Source organism: Actinosynnema sp. NPDC091369, assembly GCF_044757065.1.
Taxonomy (GTDB): domain Bacteria; phylum Actinomycetota; class Actinomycetes; order Mycobacteriales; family Pseudonocardiaceae; genus Actinosynnema.
Map to the genome: position 1 here is coordinate 636,974 of NZ_JBIVUG010000002.1, position 21,347 is coordinate 658,320.

A 21,347-nucleotide genomic window follows, 5' to 3' on the forward strand; every position below is an offset into this window, starting at 1 on the left:
TATCAAGGCCCCTCGCGCGATTCCAGCGGCGACGTTTGTCACTTGGCACAAATGTCACCCAGGACAAAGAAGGGCGTTTCGCCCGGTTCAGCGCTGTGCCGCGAGCCGGTGGTGCGTCCGGCTGATGAGCGCCGCGAGCAGCTTCCCCGCGCCCGAGACCGTCTGCGGGTGCAGGCCGGTCAGCGCGGCGATGCGGCGCAGCCGGTAGTCCACCGTGCGCGGGTGCACCGTCAGGTGCCGCGCCACCCGCTGCCGGTCCCGGTCGAACGCCAGGTACAGGTACAGCGTGTGGATGAAGTCCTGGTGGTCGGCCAGCGGGTCGAGCAGGGCCGTCATCGTGGACGACAGCTCGCCGTTGGCGAGCATGGCCTCCTCCAGCGGGTGCGCGTCCACGCTGGTCGGGCTGGCCGCCAGGGCCAGGCTCGCGTACGTGGCCGCCCGCCGCGCCTCGGCCACCAACTCGTCCCGCTCCGCGCCGCGACCGACCCGCGAGACGCCGATCGGCAGGTTCGCGACCAGCTTCTCCCACCGGCGCACCAACCGGTCCTGCTCGGCGCGGACGGTGTGCGGCGAGGAGCCGGAGACCAGGGCGGTGACGCACCCCGGTGTGACGAGGTGGCCCGTGCAGCGGTCCAGCACGTCGGCGCAGACCTGTCTGCGCCGGTCGGGCCCGTCCGCGCACGTGGTGAAGTCGACCGTCACGGCCGCCAGGTAGGTGGCCTCCTCGGCGTCCGGCACGTCACCGTCGAGGCGCACGCGCACGTGGTGGTCTTGGGCAGGGATGAGCGGGGCAGGGTGGGTTAACTCCTGTTGCGGTGCCATGAACACTTCCCCCAGGGTTCTGCGACGATGCACGGCCCGTCACGTTCGGTGACGAGCCTGGTACACGGCTTCGAGTCAACCAACCGCCACATGAGCGTGCACCCGTCCAGACGGACCAATAGGGAGCGCGTGCGACCGACATCCGGGCTAAGGCACGGCGCCGGCGTTCCTGATAACGGGTGAGCGATCAGCCCGAACGGCGGGCGACGAAAGTCGTCGGCAGCACCACGGGCTCCCGGCTCGGCGCCGCACCCTCCAACCGGGCCAGCAACAGCCGTGCCGCGGCCTCGCCCATCTCCCGCATCGGCTGGCGCACCGTCGTCAGCTCGGCGTGCGCCGCGATGGGTATGTCGTCGAACCCGACCACCGCCACGTCATCGGGCACCTTCCGCCCCACGGCGTTCAGCGCCCGCATCACACCCAGCGCCGACAGGTCGTTGTGCGCGAACACCGCGTCGAACCGCAACCCCGTCGAGAGCAGCTTCTCGGTCGCCACCGCACCCCGGTCCGTCCCGAAGTCACCCTCCACCACCAACCGCGGGTCGACGTGCACCCCGGCCTCCCCCAACGCGTCCAGGAACCCGTCCAACCGCTCGCGCACGCACCCGAAGTTCGCCGGCCCGGTCACCACCGCGAACCCGGTCCGCCCCGCCGCCACCAGGTGCTGCGCCGCCGCCTGCGCCCCTTCCCGGTTCGTCGTGCACACCGAGGGGAACCCGGGCCGGCTCCCCCGGTCGTCGATCATGACCACGGGCAACCCCTGGTCGTGCAACGTCTCGATGTAGCTCAACGTGTCCGGCGGCTCTATCACCAACAACCCGTCGAACGCCTTCGCCGACACGTGACTGGCGAACTGCGCCAACGACTCGGACCCCCGGTTCACCGTGTAGAGCAGGAGCCCGTACCCCTCCGCCTCCAGCTCGTCGACCGCCCCCTGCACCACCTCACCGGTCCACGGCCAGGTCAACGAGGGCACCAACATCCCCACCGTCCGCGCCCGCCCCCGCGCCAACCCCACCGCACGGGCACTGGGCACGTACCCGACATCCGCGATGACCTGCCGCACCCGCGCCGCCGTCGCCGCGTCCACATCCGGTTTGCCGTTGAGCACACGGGACACGGTCGCCTTGCTCACCTGGGCACGCTGGGCGACTTCGGCGATCGTCACTCGCACTGTGCACTCCTCGACTAGGCCCCGTAACCGGTACCGAAACCGGTTCCGGACACGCAGTCAACCGCCCCGTGCACACAGCGTCAAGACCCGACCACCCCACCACAACCCGGACACACCGGTCAGACGCACCCATCCGAGCCACCACCGAACCCACCCAGCGAACCCCACCCCAACGGACTGGCCACGAGCCGGACTCGCACCGACCCGCCCGAGCCGCCCGCAGCCTGCTCCGAATCCCTGAGCCGCCCCCCGAGCCGCCCCAACCCTCAGGCCAACACCGCCCGCCCCTGCGGCGTCAACTCCGCCCGCACCCACACCCCGGCCGCATCCCGCTGCGCCGGACGGACCAACCCGGCGTGCGCCAACTCCCGCGCCGCCACCTGGTCGCTGCACAGCAACCCGTCCACCTTCAGATCCGGCTCACTGCTCCGCGTCACCTCGGCCCGCCCCGCCGCGATCGCCCGCAGCAGCGCCCGTGCCCAGTGGTTCAACTCGTCATCCATGATCTTTCACCGTCGTCCCCAGAAGAGGTTGTGCACCTCCTCTATCGCCGCAGCACCCGGAAGTCTTACTTCGGTAAGGTCAGTCCCATGGGGACGATCGCGGCCGTGAGCCGGAGCGGGGAGTACACGTTCACCAAGCCCAACCAGGACTCGATCACGCTCCTCGCGGGTCTCGGCGTCGAGGGCGACGTGCACCAAGGCGTCACGGTGAAGCACCGGTCACGCGTCAAGCGCGACCCGACCCAGCCGAACCTGCGCCAGGTGCACCTCATGCACGCCGAGCTGCACGACGAGCTGAACGCCCACGGCTTCGCCGTCGCCCCGGGCCAACTGGGCGAGAACATCACCACCCGCGGCGTCGACCTGCTCGGGCTGCCGACCGGCACGCGGCTGCACCTCGGCCCCCACGCCGTCGTCGAGGTGACCGGTCTGCGCAACCCGTGCCCGCAGATCGAGGCGTTCCAAGCCGGTCTGCTCAAGGAGGTCGTCGGCCGCGACGAGGACGGCAACGTCGTCCGCAAGGCGGGCATCATGTCGATCGTCCTGGTGGGCGGCGAAGTGCGCCCCGGCGACGACATCCGCGTCGAGCTCCCGTCCGAACCCCACCTCCCCCTCGCCCCCGTCTGACGAGGGGCCCGCTCCACAACGGATCGACTTCGCCCGCCGGAACCCGAATCCTCGCTCGTCCGCGAGTTCGCCGAGTCCCCCGGCTTGGACTGCGTGACGCTGCTCGGCACCCAGCTCGCGCCCCAGGACCTGATCGGCGTGCCCGACCCGGTCGACGGCCGCTCCCGTTCCGCCCGCACGGCCCGGTCTTCCGGATGAGCCGACCGGACTACCCTCCGCACCCGTGGCACAACTCCTCGCGGGCAAGGTCGTGCTCGTCACGGGAGCCGGCGGGCTCATCGGACGCGGGATCGCGCTGCGGTTCGCGCGAGCCGGCGCGGCCGTGGTGGCCCACACCCGGCACAGCGACGTCACCGCGCTCGTCTCCGACATCACGGCCGCCGGCGGCAGGGCCGTCGGCGCGCACGCCGACCTCGCGGACGAGGACGAGTGCCGTCGTCTGGTGCACGAGGCCGCCGAGTGGGACGGCCGGTTGGACGCCCTGGTGAACAACGCCGGCGTGCAGCCGGTGCGAGACCTCGCGGGCATGACGGCGGCCCAGTGGCGCGAGGTGGTGGACCTCAACCTCACCAGCGCGTTCTGCTGCACCCAAGCGGCGGCGGAGGTGCTGCCGGCCGGCGGGTCGGTCACGCACATCGCGTCGATCGAGGGCACGCACCCCGCCGCCGGGCACGCGCACTACAGCGCGTCGAAGGCCGCGCTCATCATGCACGCGCGCTCGGCCGCCCTCGAGTACGGCCCGCGGGGCATCCGGGTCAACACCGTCTCCCCCGGGCTGATCGACCGGCCGGGGCTCGCCGACGAGTGGCCCGACGGGGTCGACCGGTGGACCCGCGCCGCGCCGCTCGGACGGCTCGGTCGACCCGAGGACGTTGGTGACGCCTGCGTTTTCCTCGCCTCGCCGATGGCGTCATGGATCACCGGAAACGACCTGGTAGTAGACGGCGGGATCAGCTCGCGACCCACCTGGTGAGCTATTCGCGACGAATTGGAAATGTTAATTCACAGATTACGACATCCCGGTGAGATGCGATTCCGCTCGAATATCCACCACTCGATCGGGTCACCCCGGTGCCATGCGACGAACACGAACCCTCATGGCGTCCTTGTTCGCCTCCGGCCTGCTGGCCGCTCCGCTGATCGCCACCGGAACGGCGTCCGCCGCGCCGCCGGAGACCGATCTCGTGCTGGCGGTCCACCAGGAGGAGACCGGGGTCGAGACGACCCGGCTGACCTGCGACCCGGCGGCCGGCGAGCACCGGTTGGCGCAGGTGGCGTGCGGCGAGATCGCGGCCGCCGGCGGTGACTTCACCCAGTTGCCCGGCACCGACCCGCAGTTGTGCACCTTCGACTACCGCCCCGTGACCGCGATCGCGTTCGGCTCGTGGCGCGGTGAGCCGGTGCGTTATGTCGAGGAATTCCCGAACCGGTGCGTGATGGAGCAGGAGACCGGCACGGTCTTCTCGTTCTAACCGCGACCGCCTTTTCCGTCCACCTGTCCGAATAATCTGTCACGACCCCGCGGCCGAGCCCCGGCCGCGGGGTCGTCACACATTCGCCGACTGTTCCCCGTCACCGGACGGCCACGGTGCGTGGGGCCGGGATGTTTGTTGTTGCGAACAAGGTTAGCCCTCCGCCACCGGGGTAGGTCGGTAGGCGAGAGCACCCCGACCTTGAGGAGTCAGTCGTGGACGAGAACCAGGTGGGTGCGGTCCGCGAGACCGCGGGACAGGAGGGCACGGCCGTGGCGCAGCACGCCAGGCAGGCCGTCGGAGAGGTGCGTTCGACCGCGCGTGAGCAGGTCGGCCAGGTGGCCCACGAGGCGACGGGCCAGGCCAAGCACGTGGTGCGCGACATGCGGGAACGCGTCGCCACCGAGGCCGAGGAGCAGGCGCGGCGGGTGTCGCGGCAGATCGACCGGATCGCGGACGAGCTGGGCTCCATGGCCGACGGCTCCGGTCCCGACTCGCTGACCGCGGGCGCGTTGCGCCAGGTCTCCGACGCCGGTCGGCAGGCGGCGCGCTACCTCGACGAACGGGGTGCGCGCGGGCTGCTGGACACGGCGCAGGACTTCGCGCGGCGCAAGCCGGGCACGTTCCTGATCGGCGCGGCGGTGGCCGGTTTCCTGGTCGCCCGCGCCGCGAAGAGCATGAGCGGTCCCGACCAGTCGCAGTCCCGGCAGCCGCAGCCGCAGCACGGCTACACCGACCACACGCCGACCACGCCGGTGACCACGCCGACCGCCGTGCCGCCGTCGTCGCCCGCTCCGGCCCCGATGCTGTCGGAGTACGGCACGTTGGCGCCGCAGATCCCGGCCGACCACCCGACGCCGTCGCCGCGCGCCCCCTACCAGCCGGAGGGATCGCCGTATGTCCAGCGCTGAGACCCGGATGACGGGCGGCCGGGTGCCGGAGACCCGCATGCCGAGTGGCGCCGTGCCACCCGGGGGCGCGGTGCCGCCCGGCGCGGTGCCGCCTCCCGGTGCCATGCCGCCTCCCGGTGCGGTGCCCCACGGTGGTGGGGTGCCGCACGGCGGAGTGCCGCACGACGCGGTTCCGCACGGCGCGGTGCCCGCCGACGAGGACACCTCGTTGGGCCGGCTCATCGGTGACCTGACCGAGGACCTGTCGCGGCTGATGCGCCAGGAGCTCGAACTGGCCAAGGCCGAGATCAGGCAGGAAGCCGGCAAGGCGGGCAAGGCCGCCGGGATGCTGGGCGCGGCCGGGTTCGCCGGGTACATGACCGCGGTCCTGCTCAGCCTGGCGCTGGCCTTCGGCCTGGCGACGTTCATGGGGCTGGGCTGGGCGACGCTCGTCGTCGCCGTGCTGTGGGGCATCGCCGGGTTCGCCCTGTTCTCCGCGGGCCGCTCGCGGCTGCGGAAGGTCAACCCGAAGCCGGAGCGCACCATCGAGACGTTGAAGGAGGACGTGGAATGGGCCCGTCACCCGACCAAATAAGGCAGGACATCGACCGGACTCGCGCGGAGCTGGTGGCGGACGCCAACCGGATCGTCGACCACACCAGGCCGCGCAACATCGCCCAGCGCCGGGTGGACCGGGTGCGACACCGGATGAGCACGTTGAAGGAGCGAGTCATGGGCACGGTTCCGGAGACCGCCTCGACCCTGCAGGACCGCACGTCGGGCATGGCCTCCACGGTCGGCGAGCGGGCGCAGGGCGCCGCGTCGACCGTGAGCGACAAGGCTCAGTACGCGGCCTCTACGGTCGGTGACAAGGCGCAGCAGGCCGCGTCCGCGGTCGGCGAGAAGGCCCAGGAGGCCGCGCACGCCGTCCAGCAGGCGCCCGAGCAGGCCCGGCAGCAGGCCCGCGGCAACCCGCTGGCGGCGGGGCTGATCGCGTTCGGCGCCGGTGCGCTGGTCGCGACGCTGATCCCGGCGACGCGGGCGGAGCAGGACGCGGTGCGGCAGCTCAGCGAGCGCGCGGGCGGCGCGATGGAGCCGGTGAAGGAAGCCCTCACCGAGTCCGCGCAGAAGTTGAAGGACGACGCGAGCACCGTGGTCGGCGAGGCCGCGGAGCAGGTCAAGCAGGTCGCCCAGGAGGCCACGCAGACGACCGTGGAGCAGGCCAAGGGCTCGGCCCAGGAAGTCGGCCAGCACGCCCGCGAATCGGGTCAGCAGGTCAAGTCCGAGCTCCGCAGCCAGTAACCCCGTCCGCGCAACCCCCGTCCGCGAGCAGCGCCGACCCCACCCGGGGCTCGGCGCTGCTCGCGTGGTCCGGGCAGCCTCGGATCAGTCCCTCGCGAGGATCGGCTGGGCCACGGCGAACGCGCGGTTCGCGGCGGGGACGCCCGCGTAGACGCCCACTTGCAGCAGCACTTCCTTGATCTCCTCGGGCGTCACGCCGTTGCGCAGGGCCGCGCGCACGTGCATGGCCAACTCGTGCTCGTGCCCGAGAGCGGCCAGCACGGCGAGCGTGACGCACGACCGCACCCGCCGCTCCAGGCCCGGCCTGGTCCACACCTCGCCCCACGCGTACCGGGTGATGAAGTCCTGGAAGTCGGCGGTGAACGCGTCGGTGCCGGCGACGGCGCGGTCCACGTGCTCGTCGCCCAGCACCTCCCGCCGCACGCGCATGCCCTCCTCGTGGCTCACAGGTGCGCCTCCATGATCGCCGAGACCTCGTCGGCCGACTCCACGTTCGCCAGGTGCGCCCCCGGCACGAGGTGGAACGTCGCATTCGGCACGGAGTCGGCGATGAACCGGCCGCACTCCGGCGGCGTGGCCTCGTCGGCCGCGCCGGAGATGACGACCGTCGGCGCCTCGATCACCGGCAGCACGGACCGCAGGTCCATCGCCGCCAACGCCTCGCAGCACCCGGCGTACCCCTCGTCGTCCACTGAGGACAGACCGGCGGCGAACGCGGCGACCACCTCCGGCGACCGCGCGCGGAACGCCGGGGTGAACCAGCGGCCCACCGCGGCGGGCGCGAGGGAGCCGGTGCCCGACTCCCGCACGGCCGCCGCCCGCTCCAGCCACGGCTGCGCCGTCGGGAACGCGGCCGTGGTGCAGCACAGCACCAGCCGCTCGATCCGCTCCGGCGCGTGCCCGGCCAGCCACAGGCCCACCATGCCGCCCATGGACACGCCGCAGTACGACACGCGGGCCAGCCCGAGCGCGTCGAGCAGCTCCAGCACGTCGTCGGCGAGGTCGTCGATCCGGTACGGCCCGTCCACCACCCCGGAGCCGCCGTGGCCCCGGTGGTCGTAGCGCAGCACGCGGAACCGCCGGTGCAGCACGGGAAGCTGCCGGTCCCACAGCCCGGTGGTGGTGCCGAGCGAGTTGCCCAGGACGACGACCGGCGCGTCCTCCGGCCCGCTCAACTCGTAGTGCGGCTTCACGGCCGGTCCCTCCCCCGGTGCGCCGCGAGGGCGCGGTCGGTGAACTCGCCCGCGCGGCCGGTGTACCCGGCCGGGTCGAGCGCGTCGTCCAGCTCCTTCTCCGACAACCCGATCCGCAGGTCGGCCAGCAGCGCGTCGCGCAGCGGCTGCCCGGCCGCCGCCGCGGTCCGGCACACCTCGGCGACCAGGTCCTGCGCCTCCGACCGGCCGATGCGGTCGGCGAGCCGCACGGCCACGTTCTCGGCCATCAGCAGCCCGCCGGTCAGGTCGAGGTTGCGGCGCATCCGCTCCGGGTCGACCCGCAGCCGCGCCAGCAGCTCCCGCGTGCCGCGCACCGCGCCGCCGACCAGCCGCAGCAGCTCGGTGACGGTCTGCCACTCGCTGTGCCACGCGCCGGCCGCGCGTTCGTGCTCCTGCGCCATCGCCGACAGCACGGTCGCCACCAGTCCCGGCACGCGGTGGGTGCACGCGGTCACCAGCACGGCCCGCACCGGGTTGTGCTTGTGCGGCATCGCCGACGACGTGCCGCCGTCGCCCTCGGCCACCTCGGCGACCTCGGTCTGCGCGAGCAGCACCACGTCCTGCGCGATCTTGGCCAGCACGCCGGACGCCTCGCCCAGCGCGCACGCCAGCTCGGCCACCCTCGTCCGGTCGGTGTGCCACGGGATCACCGGCGCGACCAGGCCGAGCTGGGCGGCCAGCTCCGCGGTCAGGTCACCGCCCGAGCCCGCCGCGGCCTGGGTGCCCGCCGCGCCGCCGAACTGCACCGCCAGCCGCCGCGTGCGCACGCGGGTGAGCGCGTCCTCCGCCTCGTCCACCGCGACCAGCCAGCCCGCGCACTTGAGCCCGAACGTGGTCGGCAGCGCGTGCTGGGTCAACGTGCGGCCGGCGATCAGGGTGTCCCGGTGCCGCCGGGCCAGCCGCTCGCACTCGGCGGCCACGCCGCGCAGCCCGGCCAGGATCGGCCCGAGCGCCCGGTGCGCGACCAGCGACAGCGCCGTGTCCACCACGTCCTGGCTGGTCGCGCCGTTGTGCACGGCCGCGCGGCCCTCGGCGGTGACGTGCGCGCCGATCGCCCGGACCAGCGGCACGACCGGCGTGCCCGAGGTCAGCGCGCCCTCACCCAGCACGACCGGGTCGTAGTGGCCGACGTCGATGGCCGTGACCACCATGCGGGCGGCCTCCGGGGACACGATGCCCGCTCTGGCCTGCACGATCGCCAGCGCCCGCTCGAAGTCGAGCATGGCTCGCAGCCACGCCCGGTCGCAGGTCTGCTCGTCCACGTCCGGGTCCGTGAACAGCGTGCCCCACAGCGAGCGCGTGCCCGGTTCTCGCGGCCCGATCGGCCGGCCGCCGTGCTCAGAGGTCGAAGAAGACGGTTTCATGCTCCCCTTGCAGGTGGATGTCGAAGCGGTAACCAAGAGGGCGGGTTACCGGCGGCTCGCTCCCGACGATCGCTGCGATCAGGGTGGCACGCCTGGTCTCCTCGATCGAGGCGAGCACCGGGTCCTCGGCGTTGGCCTCCTCCTCGTCGGGGAAGTAGATCCGCGTGACCAGCCGCACCAGCATGCCCCGGCAGAACACCGACACGTCGAGGTGGGGTGCCTCCCAGCCGTCCCCGGCCGCGGGCAGCGGGCCGGGTTTGACGGTCAGCAGCGAGTACCGCCCCTCGGGGTCCGTGGCGCTGCGGCCGAAGCCGCGGAAATGGTCCCAGCGCACCGCGCCGCGCGGGTCGTCGGGGTGGTCGAACCGGCCGTCCGGGTCGGCCTGCCACGTCTCGACCACCGCGTCCGGCACCGGCGCGCCCGCGCCGTCGTAGACCGTGCCGCCGATCCGGATCGCGCCGGGCGTGCCCTCGGGCACCACGAACGGTCCGTCCGGCCACACCAGGCCGAACGAGAAGAACGGGCCGACGGTCTGCGACGGCGTGGTCTGGAGCCCGGCGTACGAGTCACTCATCGTCGTCGTCCTCTTCCTCCAGCGGCGTGGCGTTCTTGCCCCGCAGCACGATGTCCCACCGGTAGCCCAGCGCCCACTCCGGCACGGTCGTGCCCAGGTCGAACCGGGCCACCATGGCCTCGCGGGCCTTCGGGTCGCGGACCGAGTTGAAGATCGGGTCCTGGGCGAACAGCGGGTCGCCCGGGAAGTACATCTGGGTGATCAGCCGCTGGGTGAACGCGGTGCCGAACAGCGAGAAGTGGATGTGCGCGGGCCGCCACGCGTTGTCGTGGTTGCGCCACGGGTACGCGCCGGGCTGGATGGTGGTGAACGAGTAGCGGCCCTCGGCGTCGGTGGTGGTTCGGCCGACGCCGGTGAAGTTCGGGTCCAGCGGCGCGGGGTGGCGGTCCAGGTCGTGCCGGTATCGGCCGCCCGCGTTGGCCTGCCAGACCTCCAGCAGGGTGCCCGCGACCGGGCGGCCGTCGCCGTCGAGCACGCGGCCGGAGACGATGATCCGCTGGCCCTGCGGCTCGCCGTCGTGACCGGCGGTCAGGTCGTGGTCGTGGGGTCCGACGCGGCCCTCGCCGAGCAGCGGCCCGGTGATCTCGCCCAGCCGCTGCGGCAGCAGCACGAAGGGCCGGTGCGGCGCCCGGAGCACGTTGGACCGGTACTCGGGGAACGACACGGGTGGGTGCGACGGCGTGTCCGGTCGGTAGGTGTGCGGCTGGTGGGTCGGCACCGGGGTCTCCTGTTCGTCGTGCCGAAGGGAGTTATCGCGCGGTCAACGCGCGGAGCACGGCGAGCTCGTCGGCCGTGGGCGGCTCGCCGCGGTCGAGGTCGTCGGCGACGCGCAGGTCCCAGCCGGTGCGCTCGCGCGCGGTCGCGAGGTCAACGCCGGGGTGCAGCGCGGTCAGCACCAGCTCGCGGGTGTCCGGGTCGGGTCGCAGCACGCCCAGGTCGGTGATCACCAGTCGCGGTCCGGCGCCGGTCAGGCCCAGCGCCTCGCGCTCACCGGGCCCCGAGCCGAAGCCGAACGAGGTGACGAAGTCGACCCGTTCCACGAACGACCGCCTGGTCTGGCGCACCACCACCACGACCTCGCGGCACGACGCGGCGATCTCGGGCGCGCCGCCCGCGCCGGGCAGCCGCACGCCGGGGTTGCGGTAGTCGCCGCCGATCACGGTGGTGTTGATGTTGCCGAACCGGTCGAGCTGGGCCGCGCCGAGGAAGCCGACGTCGATGCGGCCCGGCTGCAACCAGTAGTTGAAGATCTCCGGCACGCCGACCACGCTGACCGCCGTGTCGGCCAGCACGCCGTCGCCGATCGACAGCGGCAGCCGGTCCGGTTTCGCGCCGATCGTGCCGGACTCGTAGACCAGCACGAGGTCCGGCGCGTGCGTGCGGCGGGCCAGGTTGGCCGCCGTGCTGGGCAGCCCGATGCCGACGAAGCACACCGCGCCGTCGCGCAGCGCCCGCGCCGCCGCGACCGTCATCATCTCGTCGGAGGTGTAGCCGGTCCCGGGCTCGCCGTCGTTCCCGGCGTGGTGATCGGTGCTCACGCGACGCTCTCCAACCACTGCGCGAACCGGTCCCGGTCGCGGCTGATCCCGTCCCAGGCCACGTAGAAGTCGTTGTCCCGCACCGAGTAGTCGTGCGCGTAGGACGGGTGCGCGCCGCCCGGCACCTCGGCGACGTAGTCCACCACCCAGGACGGCAGCACCACCGCGCCCGGCCGCGGCTCCAGCTCGTCCACGACCTCCTCGACGGTGACCAGCGAGCGGGTCGCGGCCAGCACCGCCTCCTTCTGCACACCGGTGATCCCCCACAGCTGCACGTTGCCGCGCCGGTCGGCGCGCTGGGCGTGCACGACGGCGGCGTCCAGCCGCAACGCGGCGACGGCGGTCAGCACCTCGCCGGTGAACGGGCAGGTCACCGACGCGATGTTGGCGGTCTGGGCGGGCAGGTCGGTGCCGGTGTAGCCGCGCAGCACCGCGAACGGCAGCCCGGACGCCGCGGCGACGTACCGGTTGGCCATGCCCGCGTGGCTGTGCTCCTCCAGCTCCAGCGGTCGCGGCCAGCCGTTCTGCACGGCGTCGCGGAACCGGTGCAGCGAGCCGACACCGGGGTTGCCGCCCCACGAGAACACCAGCTTGCGCGCGCAGCCCGCGCCGATGAGCTGGTCGTACAGCACGTCGGGCGTCATCCGGACCAGCGTCAGGTCGCGCCTGCCCTGCCGGATCACCTCGTGCCCGGCGGCGAACGGGATCAGGTGCGTGAACCCCTCGAAAGCCACGGTGTCGCCGTCGTGCACGACGTGCGCGACGGCGTCCGCGAGGGGGGCGATGGTGGCCAATCCGACCTCCGGTGGTGCACCGCCGGAGGTCGGCGGTGACGTGCGGCGAACCGCGGTGGACGTGGCGGAACGCTAGGGAGCGCGCCGGATCCGGGTCAACGGGATCTTCCACTCACCGGAAGCCCGGACCTCCTCGCGCACTCCGCGGTCGGCGGAACTCCCCCGGCGGTGCCCGCACCATCCACTTCGGACTCCGCCGGTGTCGGAACGGAACCGGCCTTGCGGACTGGGCCGGGGCTGTGGGTATGTTGCGGGCTGTGACGACGCCGGTGGTACGCGTGATCGAGTGGTCGGGGAAGTCCTGGGACGGTCCGTCCGAGACGGACTTGCACGACCTGCTCGCCGACCTGAACCTGACCCATCGACACCTCATCGTGGAACGCGCCGACCTGGAACCCGCCGGGCAGCACTACATGCAGGTCCACCTGAACGACGACCTGAGCCACCAGGTCGAGTACCGGGAGGGCGGCCCGGACCGGCACTTCCACGCGCAGGTGCCCCGCCAACCCGACGTGATCGGGGTCGGGCCCGTCGCGGCGGTGCTCGCGGACTGGGCGTTCGGCCGCCAGGGGTGGCGCGAGGCCCTGCACTGGGTGCCGCTGTCGATGGATCAGTCCACCAGGCCCTGACGGCGCGTCGGGTACGAGGGCCACGGGCCCAGCTCGGGCAGCGGCACGGCGGAGGTGGGCGGCTCGTCGGGCACCCGGCCGGCGAGCCAGGCGGCGAGGTCGCGCACCCCGCCGACCACTTCCGCGCCCGTGCCCCACACCCGCGGCACGTCGGTCGCCCGCAGCGCCACGCCGTCGGGCAGCCGCGGCCGCAGCACGCCGATGGTGTGCACGGCGAACTCCGCGCTCCACTCCCCCGGCCGCACGCCCAGGTCGAGGTCGAGCAGGTGGATCCACACCTCGCGCCAGCGGGTGAACACCGGCGGCACGGGGTCGGGAACGGCCGGGTCGGCGGGCTCGGACCAGTCCGCGACGGCCGCCCACGCCCGTTCCAGGCGTTCGGCCTGCTCGACGGTGGCGGCGCGGTGCTCGGCCGCGCTGCGCGACGCGGTGGCCTCGATGATCGCGTCCCGCTCGCCCGGCTCCCACAGCGGGACCTGCTCGCCGCGGGCCGCGTGCTCGACCACCCGGCTGCGGGCGCGGGCGGCGTCGGCCAGGTGGGCGAGCACGTGCCCGCGCGTCCAGCCCGGCAGCAGGGACGGTCGCGCGACCTGCGCGTCGGTGAGGTCGGCGACCACCGCGAACAGCCGGCGGTGGGCTCGCACGACCGCGTCCAGGGGTGGCTCCACGCGTCCCGACCCTAGCGAGGTGTGCCGCCGCCGGCGACGTCCCGACCCCGTCCGCCCGCCTTGCGCTTGTCGGCCGATGTCGACATCGGCCGGTGTCCACAAGGGCCGGGCGGCAGGGAGAACGGCGCACCGGCCCCGACGGCGAGGATCAGGGAGCCGCCTGCACCACGAGCAGCGTCAGGTCGTCGTGCTCCGCCGGCCCCAGCCAGTCGAAGACGACGCGGCGCAGGTGGTCGGACACCGCCTCGGCGGACAGCCCGGCGCAGTCGGCCAGCGCCGCCTTCAGCCGCACGTCGCCGAACAGCTCCTGCCGGTCGTCGTGCTTGCGCGCCTCGGTCAACCCGTCGCTGTAGAGCAGCAACGTCTCCCCCGGCGCGAGGGCGACGGTCGTCTGGTTGAACCGCACCTCCGGCAGCACGCCCACGATGCCGCCGTGCACGGCCACCTCGTCCACCCGCCCGTCGGCGCGCAGCACCAGCGGCGCGGGGTGGCCGCCGGCGGCCAGGGTCAGCCGCAGGCCGCCCGTCTGCACGGGCAGCATCGTGCCGACCACGAGCGTGGTGAACAGCCGGCTGCCCGCGGCCCGGAGCGCGGCGTTGAGCAGGTGCAGCAGGTGCGCGGGCCGCTGCTCGACCACGAGCAGGGCGTGCAGGCTCTGCCGCACCCGGCCGCTGTGCGCGGCGGCCTCCAGGCCGTTGCCCGCCACGTCGCCGAGCACGAACGCCGCGCTGCCGTCCTCGCGCGGGTGCACGTCGTAGAAGTCGCCGCCGATCAGCACCCGCCGGTGCGCGGGCTCGTAGACGCTGGCCAGGCGCACGCCCGGCACGTCGGGCAGCGGGGTGGGCACCAGGTTCGCCCGCAGCGCCTCCACGGTCCGCTGCTGCTCGCCCAGCCGGGTGCTCGACTCGACCGCCGCCGCGGCCCGTGCCGCGTACCGCTTGAGCAGGTCCACGTTCCACGTGCCGCCGAAGCACACCAGCGCGCCGCCCTCGGTCAGCGGCACGGCCACGCCCACCCCGGACGCGCCCCACGGGCCGTCACCCAGCTCGGTGAGCTCGGCGTGCTCGACCACGCGTTCCAGCACGGCGACCAGACCGGGCACGGTCCCGGCGACCTGCCGCGTGGTGCGGGCCACGGCGACGTCACCCGCGGGGGTGCGCCGCCACCATTCGAGACGGCCGCGGGCACCGGGCAGCACCACGACGGTGTGCTCGGCGGGTGCCAGCTCGACCACGGTCCGCAGCGCGTCGGCGCGTTCGGCGAGCGACGACATGCGCCGCGCGGCCTCGTCCAGGTACTCGTCCACGCCCCGGTACCAGGCGACCCACCCGCCGCCGAGGTCCTGCCGCCGGCCGCGCCCGCCCGCCACCTCGTCCGGCAGCGTCGACCCCGTCCTGGCCTGCGGGAACAGCACCGACGCGAGGGAGTTGACCATCCGGACGACACCTTCCGGGTCCAGCACGACGACGGCCTCGTGGAAGCCGTCGACCACGCGACGCCACGCGTCGAGGTCGAGGCCCGTATCGGCGCCTTGCCGGTAGCCCTGGGCCATCACGGCTCCTGTGTGTCGGGTCGACCCAACCTATCGGACAAGTTGCCACCAACAGTGGCAGGCTTGGCGCAGTTCCGCTGACATCGGAGGCTCGTGTGACGACCGCCCAGGACGACACGGACGTGACCCTGGCCCGACTGCTGACCGCGATGCGGGAGATGAAGGACGGCAACTTCCGCCGTCGCCTCGTCGTGCCCGGCAGAGGCGGGCACCGCGACGGGATGACAGCCGAGCTGGCCGAGGTCTTCAACGAGATCGCGGAGCGCAACCAGTGGCTCGTCGGCGAGCTCGTGCGGGTGCGCCAGTCGGTCGGCCAGGAGGGCAGGCTCGGCGAGCGGTTGGCCCCGAGCACCGCCACCGGCGGCTGGGCGACGGCCGCGGACGCGGTGAACGGCCTGATCGAGGACCTGACCCGGCCGACCGCCGAGCTGAGCCGCGTGCTCGCCGCGGTCGCCGAGGGCGACCTGTCGCAGGAGATCGTGGTCGACGCGCGGGGCGAGGTCGCGGCGCTGGTCGAGAGCTTCAACTCGATGACGGCGACGCTGCGGACGTTCGCGGGCGAGGTCACCCGGGTGGCGCGCGAGATCGGCACCGACGGGCGGCTGGGCGGCACGGCGGTCGTGCCGGGGGTGGCGGGCACCTGGAAGGACCTGACCGACTCGGTCAACTTCATGTCCGACAACCTGACCAAGCAGGTCCGCGACATCGCGCAGGTGGCGACGGCGGTGGCGCAGGGCGACCTGTCGCAGAAGATCACCGTGACGGTGGCGGGCGAGATGTTGGAGCTGAAGGACACCGTCAACACGATGGTGGACCAGCTGTCGTCGTTCGCCGACGAGGTCACACGGGTGGCGCGCGAGGTGGGCACCGATGGGCGGCTCGGGGGCCAGGCGCAGGTGCCGGGCGTCGCGGGCACGTGGCGGGACCTGACCGACAACGTCAACTTCATGGCGAACAACCTGACGTCCCAGGTCCGCAACATCGCCCAGGTCGCGACGGCGGTCGCGCAGGGCGACCTGTCGCAGAAGATCACGGTCGACGCGCGGGGCGAGATCCTGGAGCTGAAGTCGACCATCAACACGATGGTCGACCAGCTGTCGTCGTTCGCCGACGAGGTCACACGGGTGGCGCGCGAGGTGGGCACCGATGGACGGCTGGGCGGTCAGGCGCAGGTGCCGGGCGTCGCGGGCACGTGGCGGGACCTGACGGATTCCGTGAACTTCATGGCGGGCAACCTGACGTCCCAGGTCCGCAACATCGCCCAGGTGACGACGGCGGTCGCGCAAGGTGACCTGTCGCAGAAGATCGACGTGGACGCGCGGGGCGAGATCCTCCAGCTCAAGACGACGATCAACACGATGGTCGACCAGTTGTCGTCGTTCGCGGCGGAGGTCACGCGGGTGGCGCGCGAGGTCGGCAGCGACGGGCGGCTGGGCGGTCAGGCGCAGGTGCCGGGCGTGGCGGGCACGTGGCGGGACCTGACCGACTCGGTGAACTTCATGGCCGGCAACCTGACGTCCCAGGTCCGCAACATCGCCCAGGTCGCGACGGCGGTCGCGCGGGGTGACCTGTCGCAGAAGATCACGGTGAACGCGCGGGGCGAGATCCTGGAGTTGAAGGACACCATCAACACGATGGTCGACCAGCTGTCGTCGTTCGCCGACGAGGTGACGCGGGTGGCGCGCGAGGTCGGCACCGACGGCCGGCTGGGCGGCCAGGCGCAGGTGCCGGGCGTCGCGGGCACGTGGCGGGACCTGACCGACTCGGTGAACTTCATGGCCAACAACCTCACCGCGCAGGTCCGGTCGATCGCGCAGGTCACGACGGCGGTGGCCGGCGGCGACCTCTCGCAGAAGATCACCGTCGACGCGCGGGGCGAGATCCTGGAGCTGAAGTCGACCATCAACACGATGGTCGACCAGCTGTCGTCGTTCGCCGACGAGGTCACCCGCGTCGCGCGCGAGGTCGGCACCGACGGCCGGCTGGGCGGCCAGGCGCGGGTGCCGGGGGTCGCCGGGACGTGGAAGGACCTCACCGACAACGTCAACGTGATGGCCGACAACCTGTCCACGCAGGTCAGGTCCATCGCGGCGGTGGCGACGGCGGTCGCGGGCGGCGACCTGTCCAAGAAGATCGCGGTCGAGGCGAAGGGCGAGGTCGCGGCCCTCGCGGACACCATCAACGGCATGGTCGACACGCTGCGCGCCTTCGCCGACGAGGTCACCCGCGTGTCCCGCGAGGTCGGCACCGAGGGCATCCTGGGCGGCCAGGCGCGGGTGCCGAACGTGGCGGGGACGTGGAAGGACCTGACCGAGAACGTCAACTTCATGGCGAACAACCTGACCTCGCAGGTCCGCAACATCGCCCAGGTCACGACGGCGGTGGCGCTGGGCGACCTGTCGAAGAAGATCGACGTCGACGCGCGCGGCGAGATCCTGGAGCTCAAGACCACCATCAACACGATGGTCGACCAGCTCTCGTCGTTCGCCCAGGAAGTCACGCGCGTGGCGCGCGAGGTCGGCACCGAGGGCAAGCTGGGCGGCCAGGCCGAGGTGGAAGGCGTGTCGGGCACGTGGAAGCGCCTGACCGAGAACGTCAACGAGCTGGCCGGGAACCTGACCCGGCAGGTGCGCGCGATCGCCGTGGTGGCGACGGCGGTGACCGCGGGTGACCTGACCCGGCAGATCACCGTGGAGGCGTCCGGCGAGGTCGCCGAGCTCAAGGACAACATCAACCGGATGATCGGCAACCTGAGGGCGTCCACCCGCGCCAACCAGGAGCAGGACTGGTTGAAGACGAACCTGGCGAGGCTGTCCGGCCAGATGCAGGGCCACCGGGACCTCAACGCCATGGCGTCGCTGGTCATCAGCGAGCTGACGCCGCTGGTGTCGGCCCAGCACGGCGCGTTCTTCCTGGTGGACGCCGAGTCCAACGCCCTGGACCTGACCGCGTCCTACGGGTACGTGCCGCGCGGCGGGCGGCCCACCCGGTTCATGCGCGGCGAGTCGCTGATCGGGCAGGTCGCGGTGGAGAAGAAGACGCTGCTGGTCACCGACGTGCCGCCGGGCTACATCGAGGTCGGGTCGGGGCTGGGCGCGGCGCCGCCCGCGAACCTCGTGATCCTGCCGATCGTGTTCCAGGGCGAGACGCTCGGCGTGATCGAGCTGGGGTCCTTCGGCGAGTTCACCGAGGTGCACCTCGACCTGCTCGACCAGCTCAAGGAGAACATCGGCGTCAACCTGAACACGATGCTGGCCAACGCGCGGACCGACAGCCTGCTGGTGGAGTCGCAGCGGCTGACCGAGGAGCTGCGGGCCGGTTCGGTCGAGCTGGAGGCGCGGGCGCGGCAGCTGTCGTCGGCGTCGAAGTACAAGTCGGAGTTCATGGCGAACATGTCGCACGAGCTGCGCACGCCGTTGAACAGCCTGCTGATCCTGGCCAAGCTGCTGGCCGACAACCTCGACGGCAACCTGAACCCGAAGCAGGTGGAGTTCGCCAAGACCATCCACTCGTCGGGCACGGACCTGTTGCAGCTGATCGACGACATCCTGGACCTGACCAAGGTCGAGGCCGGGCACATGCAGGTGCAGACCGACTCGGTGCAGGTGTCGGACATCGTCGGGTACGTGGAGGCGATGACCACGCCGCTGGCCGCGGAGAAGGGGCTGGCGTTCGAGGTCGTGGTGGAGTCCGACGTGCCGCCCACCCTGCACACCGACGAGCACCGGTTGCAGCAGATCCTGCGCAACCTGCTGTCCAACGCGGTCAAGTTCACCCACGACGGCGAGATCAAGCTGCGGATCAGGGTGGTCGAGGGCTCGGTCGCGTTCGACGTGCAGGACACCGGCATCGGCATCCCGTCGGACAAGCTCTCGGTGATCTTCGAGGCGTTCCAGCAGGCCGACGGCACGACGTCGCGCAAGTACGGCGGGACGGGACTGGGGTTGTCGATCAGCCGGGAGCTGGCCGCGCTGCTCGACGGCAGGCTGGACGTGCGGTCGGAGCCGGGCATCGGGTCGACGTTCACGCTGTACCTGCCGCTGGGCGAGCAGGGCCTCGTGCCGCCGGTCGTCGTGGAGCCGGAGGCCGTGCCGGAGCTGCTGACGCCCGCCGACCAGTCGCCGCAGACGGTGGTGGCCCCGTCCGAGCTGCCGCCCGCCCCGATGCGGTTCCACGGGGAGAAGGTGCTGATCGTCGACGACGACCTGCGCAACGTGTTCGCGTTGACGAGCGTGTTGGAGCTGCACGGGTTGCAGGTCATCTACGCGGACAACGGGATCACCGGCGTGCGGGCGTTGGAGCAGTACGACGACGTGACGCTGGTGTTGATGGACATCATGATGCCGGAGTTGGACGGGAACGCGACCATGGCCGCTATTCGGGCGATGTCGCGGTACGCCGATTTGCCGGTGATCGCGGTGACGGCGAAGGCGATGAAGGGTGATCGGGAGAAGTCGTTGGCTTCGGGGGCGACGGATTACGTGACGAAGCCGGTGGACACCGAGCACCTGCTGCGGTTGATCGCGTTCTATCTGGGGGTTGAGCAGGACTGAGTGGGGTTGGGGGCGGCTCGGTGGTTGGGTTCGGATCCGATGTGAGAAGGATGAGCGGGGGTCGGGAGGGTAGGGGGTCGGGGGTAGGCCCTAGAGGTAGTACTCGGTCCAGAGAACCTTCGCCAGGTCGTGGGCGGGTTCGCCGCGCAGTAGGACCGGGTCGACGGTCAGCCGGGGTTCGCGGGTGGCCGGGAGCAGTTGGGCGGAGTGCAGGTCGCCGTTGACGGCCGGGGGTGGGTCGGTGGTGACCAAGGTCTCGGCAGCTTGCTCACCCGCGCGGAGGAGGGCGGGGTCGAAGGGGCGGGCTTGGTCGAGCGAGTCCGGGCGCGGGCCCTCGGCGCGGGGGCGGGCCAGGTCGGCGGTCGAGGGGGCGGTGGGTGGGGCGGGGATGGCCAGGCGGCGGACCATCGTGCCCGGCCAGGACCGCCATGGCGTCCTCGGAGGGCAGGTCCAGGGCGCTGTGGTGCAGGTCGAGGCGTTCCAGGAGCATGGCGCCGGCGGTCGGGTCGGCGTCGAGCAGGTGGACGGTTCCCCGGCCCCGCCGGACGCGCAGGGCGGCGATGTGGGCGGTCACGTCCTCGCTGGGGGCGTTCAGGCGCAGCACGGATGGGGTACCGGCGCGCGTCACGATCACGTCGTGGCGGATTCGACGGTGTCGTGGATGTGCATGACCTCGGTCAGCTCGGTCAGGCGGAACAGCTTGTGCACGGAGGGCTGCATCGACGCCATCCGGAACTGGCCGCCCTCGCCGTCCAGCCTGCGGTGCCAGTCGAGCATGAGGGACAGTCCTGTGGTGTCCATGAACGGCACGCCGCTCAGGTCCACCACGACGTGGGCGCCCGTGCTCTCCTCAAGGCGGTCCGACAGCAGGGGGACGGTTTCCGCGTCCAGTTCGCCCGACACCGCGACGACCGTCCAGTCGCCCCGCACCTCACTGCGCACCTGCAACTCCATGAGGCACGAGCCTAGCCACCGGGGCCCCCTCCTGCCGACACCCCGTCAGGCGCGCTGGTCACCGGGACGCCGTCCGACGCCGCCAGAGCACCGGTCGGCGCGACCGGCCGGTGGCCCGCGTGGAGGATGTGCGACGATGCGGTGACGGCCGATCAACGGGGAGCGGATGTGCGCAATGAGCCAGCGGCGCCGGTGGCCGTGACGCTGCCCGCTTCGGCGGGCTCATCGGCACGGGCACGGCAGGTGGTGGGTGACGCGGCGGAAGCCTGGGGTTTGTCGGCCGACGCCGCCGACGACGCCGCCCTGGTGGTGACCGAACTGGTGTCCAACGCCGTGGACCACGCGACCGGACCGGTCGGGCTGACCGTCACGCGGACCGAGTCCGGGCTGCGGATCGAGGTGGCCGACCAGTCGTCCGCGCCGCCCCAGCCCAGACCCGTGCAGGTCGACTCGGCACGGGGGCGCGGGCTGATCATCGTGGCGGCGCTGAGCCGGTCCTGGGGTACCGAGCCGACCGCCGACGGCAAGGTCGTGTGGGCCGAGCTCGACGGCTGAGACGCCCCGACCGGGCAGGGGCCGGCCGGGGCGCGTTCCACTTTCGGGTGACGGCCGGTCCGGTAGCAATCCGGGTCGTGGTCCGTAGGGGTACGGCACTTATTCGCGCGCCGCGTTCAGCGCGTCGAAAACGGGTATCCCCGGTGCGCCGACTAGTGAGGA

Annotated in this window: 23 protein-coding genes; 9 read left to right on the forward strand and 14 right to left on the reverse strand. The window is 72.4% G+C overall.

Annotated elements, in window-relative coordinates:
• Positions 1-87: 87 nt before the first annotated feature.
• The 3 genes from ACIQMJ_RS11015 to ACIQMJ_RS11025 all read right to left on the reverse strand — a co-directional run bounded on the left by ACIQMJ_RS11015 (position 88) and on the right by ACIQMJ_RS11025 (position 2,499).
• The gene (locus tag ACIQMJ_RS11015; protein ID WP_499760769.1) at positions 88-762 is read right to left on the reverse strand and encodes a helix-turn-helix domain-containing protein; all 675 of its coding nucleotides are present in this window, start codon (positions 760-762) and stop codon (positions 88-90) included.
• Between the two features lie 247 nt (positions 763-1,009).
• Entirely contained in the window at positions 1,010-1,996 is a 987-nt protein-coding gene (locus ACIQMJ_RS11020; RefSeq protein ID WP_499760770.1) for a LacI family DNA-binding transcriptional regulator, read from the reverse strand.
• A gap of 266 nt (positions 1,997-2,262) precedes the next feature.
• The gene (locus ACIQMJ_RS11025) at positions 2,263-2,499 is read right to left on the reverse strand and encodes a hypothetical protein (protein WP_499760771.1); all 237 of its coding nucleotides are present in this window, start codon (positions 2,497-2,499) and stop codon (positions 2,263-2,265) included.
• Positions 2,500-2,586: 87 nt separating this feature from the next.
• On the opposite strand from ACIQMJ_RS11025, the gene ACIQMJ_RS11030 reads away from it, so the two are divergent.
• The 6 genes from ACIQMJ_RS11030 (at position 2,587) to ACIQMJ_RS11055 (ending at position 6,790) form a co-directional block, all read left to right on the forward strand.
• On the forward strand, positions 2,587-3,126 hold the full coding sequence (locus tag ACIQMJ_RS11030; protein WP_499760772.1) for an MOSC domain-containing protein: 540 nt from the start codon (positions 2,587-2,589) through the stop codon (positions 3,124-3,126).
• Between the two features lie 223 nt (positions 3,127-3,349).
• Positions 3,350-4,099, forward strand: a complete 750-nt coding sequence (locus tag ACIQMJ_RS11035) for an SDR family NAD(P)-dependent oxidoreductase (protein WP_499760773.1) — start codon at positions 3,350-3,352, stop codon at positions 4,097-4,099.
• 103 nt (positions 4,100-4,202) lie between these two features.
• On the forward strand, positions 4,203-4,598 hold the full coding sequence (locus tag ACIQMJ_RS11040) for an SSI family serine proteinase inhibitor (RefSeq protein ID WP_499760774.1): 396 nt from the start codon (positions 4,203-4,205) through the stop codon (positions 4,596-4,598).
• Between the two features lie 215 nt (positions 4,599-4,813).
• Positions 4,814-5,509 (forward strand): hypothetical protein, encoded by a 696-nt coding sequence (locus tag ACIQMJ_RS11045; protein ID WP_499760775.1) that lies wholly within the window; start codon positions 4,814-4,816, stop codon positions 5,507-5,509.
• Positions 5,496-6,083 (forward strand): phage holin family protein, encoded by a 588-nt coding sequence (locus ACIQMJ_RS11050; RefSeq protein ID WP_499760776.1) that lies wholly within the window; start codon positions 5,496-5,498, stop codon positions 6,081-6,083. The genes ACIQMJ_RS11045 and ACIQMJ_RS11050 overlap by 14 nt, the downstream gene beginning before the upstream one ends.
• The gene (locus ACIQMJ_RS11055; protein WP_499760777.1) at positions 6,059-6,790 is read left to right on the forward strand and encodes a DUF3618 domain-containing protein; all 732 of its coding nucleotides are present in this window, start codon (positions 6,059-6,061) and stop codon (positions 6,788-6,790) included. Before ACIQMJ_RS11050 ends, ACIQMJ_RS11055 begins: the two co-directional genes overlap by 25 nt.
• A gap of 84 nt (positions 6,791-6,874) precedes the next feature.
• On the opposite strand, the gene pcaC is transcribed toward ACIQMJ_RS11055, so the two are convergent.
• Genes pcaC through ACIQMJ_RS11090 form a run of 7 tightly spaced genes read right to left on the reverse strand, consistent with a single transcriptional unit; the run spans position 6,875 to position 12,274 of the window.
• On the reverse strand, positions 6,875-7,219 hold the full coding sequence (gene pcaC / locus ACIQMJ_RS11060) for a 4-carboxymuconolactone decarboxylase (RefSeq protein WP_499761065.1): 345 nt from the start codon (positions 7,217-7,219) through the stop codon (positions 6,875-6,877).
• Between the two features lie 14 nt (positions 7,220-7,233).
• The gene (gene pcaD, locus ACIQMJ_RS11065; RefSeq protein WP_499760778.1) at positions 7,234-7,983 is read right to left on the reverse strand and encodes a 3-oxoadipate enol-lactonase; all 750 of its coding nucleotides are present in this window, start codon (positions 7,981-7,983) and stop codon (positions 7,234-7,236) included.
• Complete coding sequence (pcaB, locus tag ACIQMJ_RS11070; protein WP_499760779.1) at positions 7,980-9,368, reverse strand: 3-carboxy-cis,cis-muconate cycloisomerase; 1,389 nt, start codon at positions 9,366-9,368, stop codon at positions 7,980-7,982. The genes pcaD and pcaB overlap by 4 nt, the downstream gene beginning before the upstream one ends.
• On the reverse strand, positions 9,343-9,942 hold the full coding sequence (gene pcaG / locus ACIQMJ_RS11075) for a protocatechuate 3,4-dioxygenase subunit alpha (RefSeq protein ID WP_499760780.1): 600 nt from the start codon (positions 9,940-9,942) through the stop codon (positions 9,343-9,345). The genes pcaB and pcaG overlap by 26 nt, the downstream gene beginning before the upstream one ends.
• Entirely contained in the window at positions 9,935-10,660 is a 726-nt protein-coding gene (gene pcaH / locus ACIQMJ_RS11080) for a protocatechuate 3,4-dioxygenase subunit beta (protein WP_499760781.1), read from the reverse strand. Before pcaH ends, pcaG begins: the two co-directional genes overlap by 8 nt.
• A 31-nt stretch (positions 10,661-10,691) precedes the next feature.
• Complete coding sequence (locus tag ACIQMJ_RS11085) at positions 10,692-11,417, reverse strand: CoA-transferase subunit beta (protein WP_499761066.1); 726 nt, start codon at positions 11,415-11,417, stop codon at positions 10,692-10,694.
• A 59-nt stretch (positions 11,418-11,476) separates the two neighbouring features.
• Positions 11,477-12,274, reverse strand: a complete 798-nt coding sequence (locus tag ACIQMJ_RS11090; RefSeq protein ID WP_499760782.1) for a CoA transferase subunit A — start codon at positions 12,272-12,274, stop codon at positions 11,477-11,479.
• A 257-nt stretch (positions 12,275-12,531) separates the two neighbouring features.
• On the opposite strand from ACIQMJ_RS11090, the gene ACIQMJ_RS11095 reads away from it, so the two are divergent.
• A complete protein-coding gene (locus tag ACIQMJ_RS11095; protein ID WP_499760783.1) occupies positions 12,532-12,903 on the forward strand; it encodes a hypothetical protein in 372 nt (123 codons plus the stop codon).
• On the opposite strand, the gene ACIQMJ_RS11100 is transcribed toward ACIQMJ_RS11095, so the two are convergent.
• The gene (locus ACIQMJ_RS11100; RefSeq protein WP_499760784.1) at positions 12,885-13,571 is read right to left on the reverse strand and encodes a maleylpyruvate isomerase family mycothiol-dependent enzyme; all 687 of its coding nucleotides are present in this window, start codon (positions 13,569-13,571) and stop codon (positions 12,885-12,887) included. The genes ACIQMJ_RS11095 and ACIQMJ_RS11100 overlap by 19 nt on opposite strands.
• Before the next feature lie 148 nt (positions 13,572-13,719).
• On the reverse strand, positions 13,720-15,123 hold the full coding sequence (locus ACIQMJ_RS11105; protein ID WP_499760785.1) for a PP2C family protein-serine/threonine phosphatase: 1,404 nt from the start codon (positions 15,121-15,123) through the stop codon (positions 13,720-13,722).
• 95 nt (positions 15,124-15,218) lie between these two features.
• On the opposite strand from ACIQMJ_RS11105, the gene ACIQMJ_RS11110 reads away from it, so the two are divergent.
• Positions 15,219-19,676: a HAMP domain-containing protein gene (locus tag ACIQMJ_RS11110; RefSeq protein WP_499760786.1), complete on the forward strand. Its 4,458-nt coding sequence runs from the start codon at positions 15,219-15,221 to the stop codon at positions 19,674-19,676.
• Positions 19,677-19,766: 90 nt separating this feature from the next.
• Here ACIQMJ_RS11110 and ACIQMJ_RS11115 read toward each other — a convergent pair whose 3' ends face one another.
• Positions 19,767-20,084, reverse strand: coding sequence for a hypothetical protein (locus tag ACIQMJ_RS11115; RefSeq protein WP_499760787.1), 318 nt, complete (start codon positions 20,082-20,084; stop codon positions 19,767-19,769).
• 222 nt (positions 20,085-20,306) lie between these two features.
• Positions 20,307-20,630 (reverse strand): STAS domain-containing protein, encoded by a 324-nt coding sequence (locus ACIQMJ_RS11120; RefSeq protein WP_499760788.1) that lies wholly within the window; start codon positions 20,628-20,630, stop codon positions 20,307-20,309.
• A 168-nt stretch (positions 20,631-20,798) separates the two neighbouring features.
• Here ACIQMJ_RS11120 and ACIQMJ_RS11125 point away from each other — a divergent pair, with 168 nt between their 5' ends.
• Positions 20,799-21,185, forward strand: a complete 387-nt coding sequence (locus ACIQMJ_RS11125) for an ATP-binding protein (RefSeq protein ID WP_499760789.1) — start codon at positions 20,799-20,801, stop codon at positions 21,183-21,185.
• Positions 21,186-21,347 lie beyond the last annotated feature (162 nt).

Excerpts from the sequence above, each read along its gene's own strand:
- ACIQMJ_RS11025 (WP_499760771.1), bottom strand. The coding sequence starts at position 2,499 with ATGGATGACGAGTTGAACCACTGGGCACGGGCGCTGCTGCGGGCGATC.
- ACIQMJ_RS11030 (WP_499760772.1), top strand. The coding sequence starts at position 2,587 with ATGGGGACGATCGCGGCCGTGAGCCGGAGCGGGGAGTACACGTTCACC.
- ACIQMJ_RS11040 (WP_499760774.1), top strand. The coding sequence starts at position 4,203 with ATGCGACGAACACGAACCCTCATGGCGTCCTTGTTCGCCTCCGGCCTG.
- ACIQMJ_RS11050 (WP_499760776.1), top strand. The coding sequence starts at position 5,496 with ATGTCCAGCGCTGAGACCCGGATGACGGGCGGCCGGGTGCCGGAGACC.
- ACIQMJ_RS11055 (WP_499760777.1), top strand. The coding sequence starts at position 6,059 with ATGGGCCCGTCACCCGACCAAATAAGGCAGGACATCGACCGGACTCGC.
- pcaC (WP_499761065.1), bottom strand. The coding sequence starts at position 7,219 with ATGCGCGTGCGGCGGGAGGTGCTGGGCGACGAGCACGTGGACCGCGCC.
- pcaB (WP_499760779.1), bottom strand. The coding sequence starts at position 9,368 with ATGAAACCGTCTTCTTCGACCTCTGAGCACGGCGGCCGGCCGATCGGG.
- pcaG (WP_499760780.1), bottom strand. The coding sequence starts at position 9,942 with ATGAGTGACTCGTACGCCGGGCTCCAGACCACGCCGTCGCAGACCGTC.
- ACIQMJ_RS11085 (WP_499761066.1), bottom strand. The coding sequence starts at position 11,417 with ATGATGACGGTCGCGGCGGCGCGGGCGCTGCGCGACGGCGCGGTGTGC.
- ACIQMJ_RS11105 (WP_499760785.1), bottom strand. The coding sequence starts at position 15,123 with ATGGCCCAGGGCTACCGGCAAGGCGCCGATACGGGCCTCGACCTCGAC.
- ACIQMJ_RS11115 (WP_499760787.1), bottom strand. The coding sequence starts at position 20,084 with ATGGTCCGCCGCCTGGCCATCCCCGCCCCACCCACCGCCCCCTCGACC.
- ACIQMJ_RS11120 (WP_499760788.1), bottom strand. The coding sequence starts at position 20,630 with ATGGAGTTGCAGGTGCGCAGTGAGGTGCGGGGCGACTGGACGGTCGTC.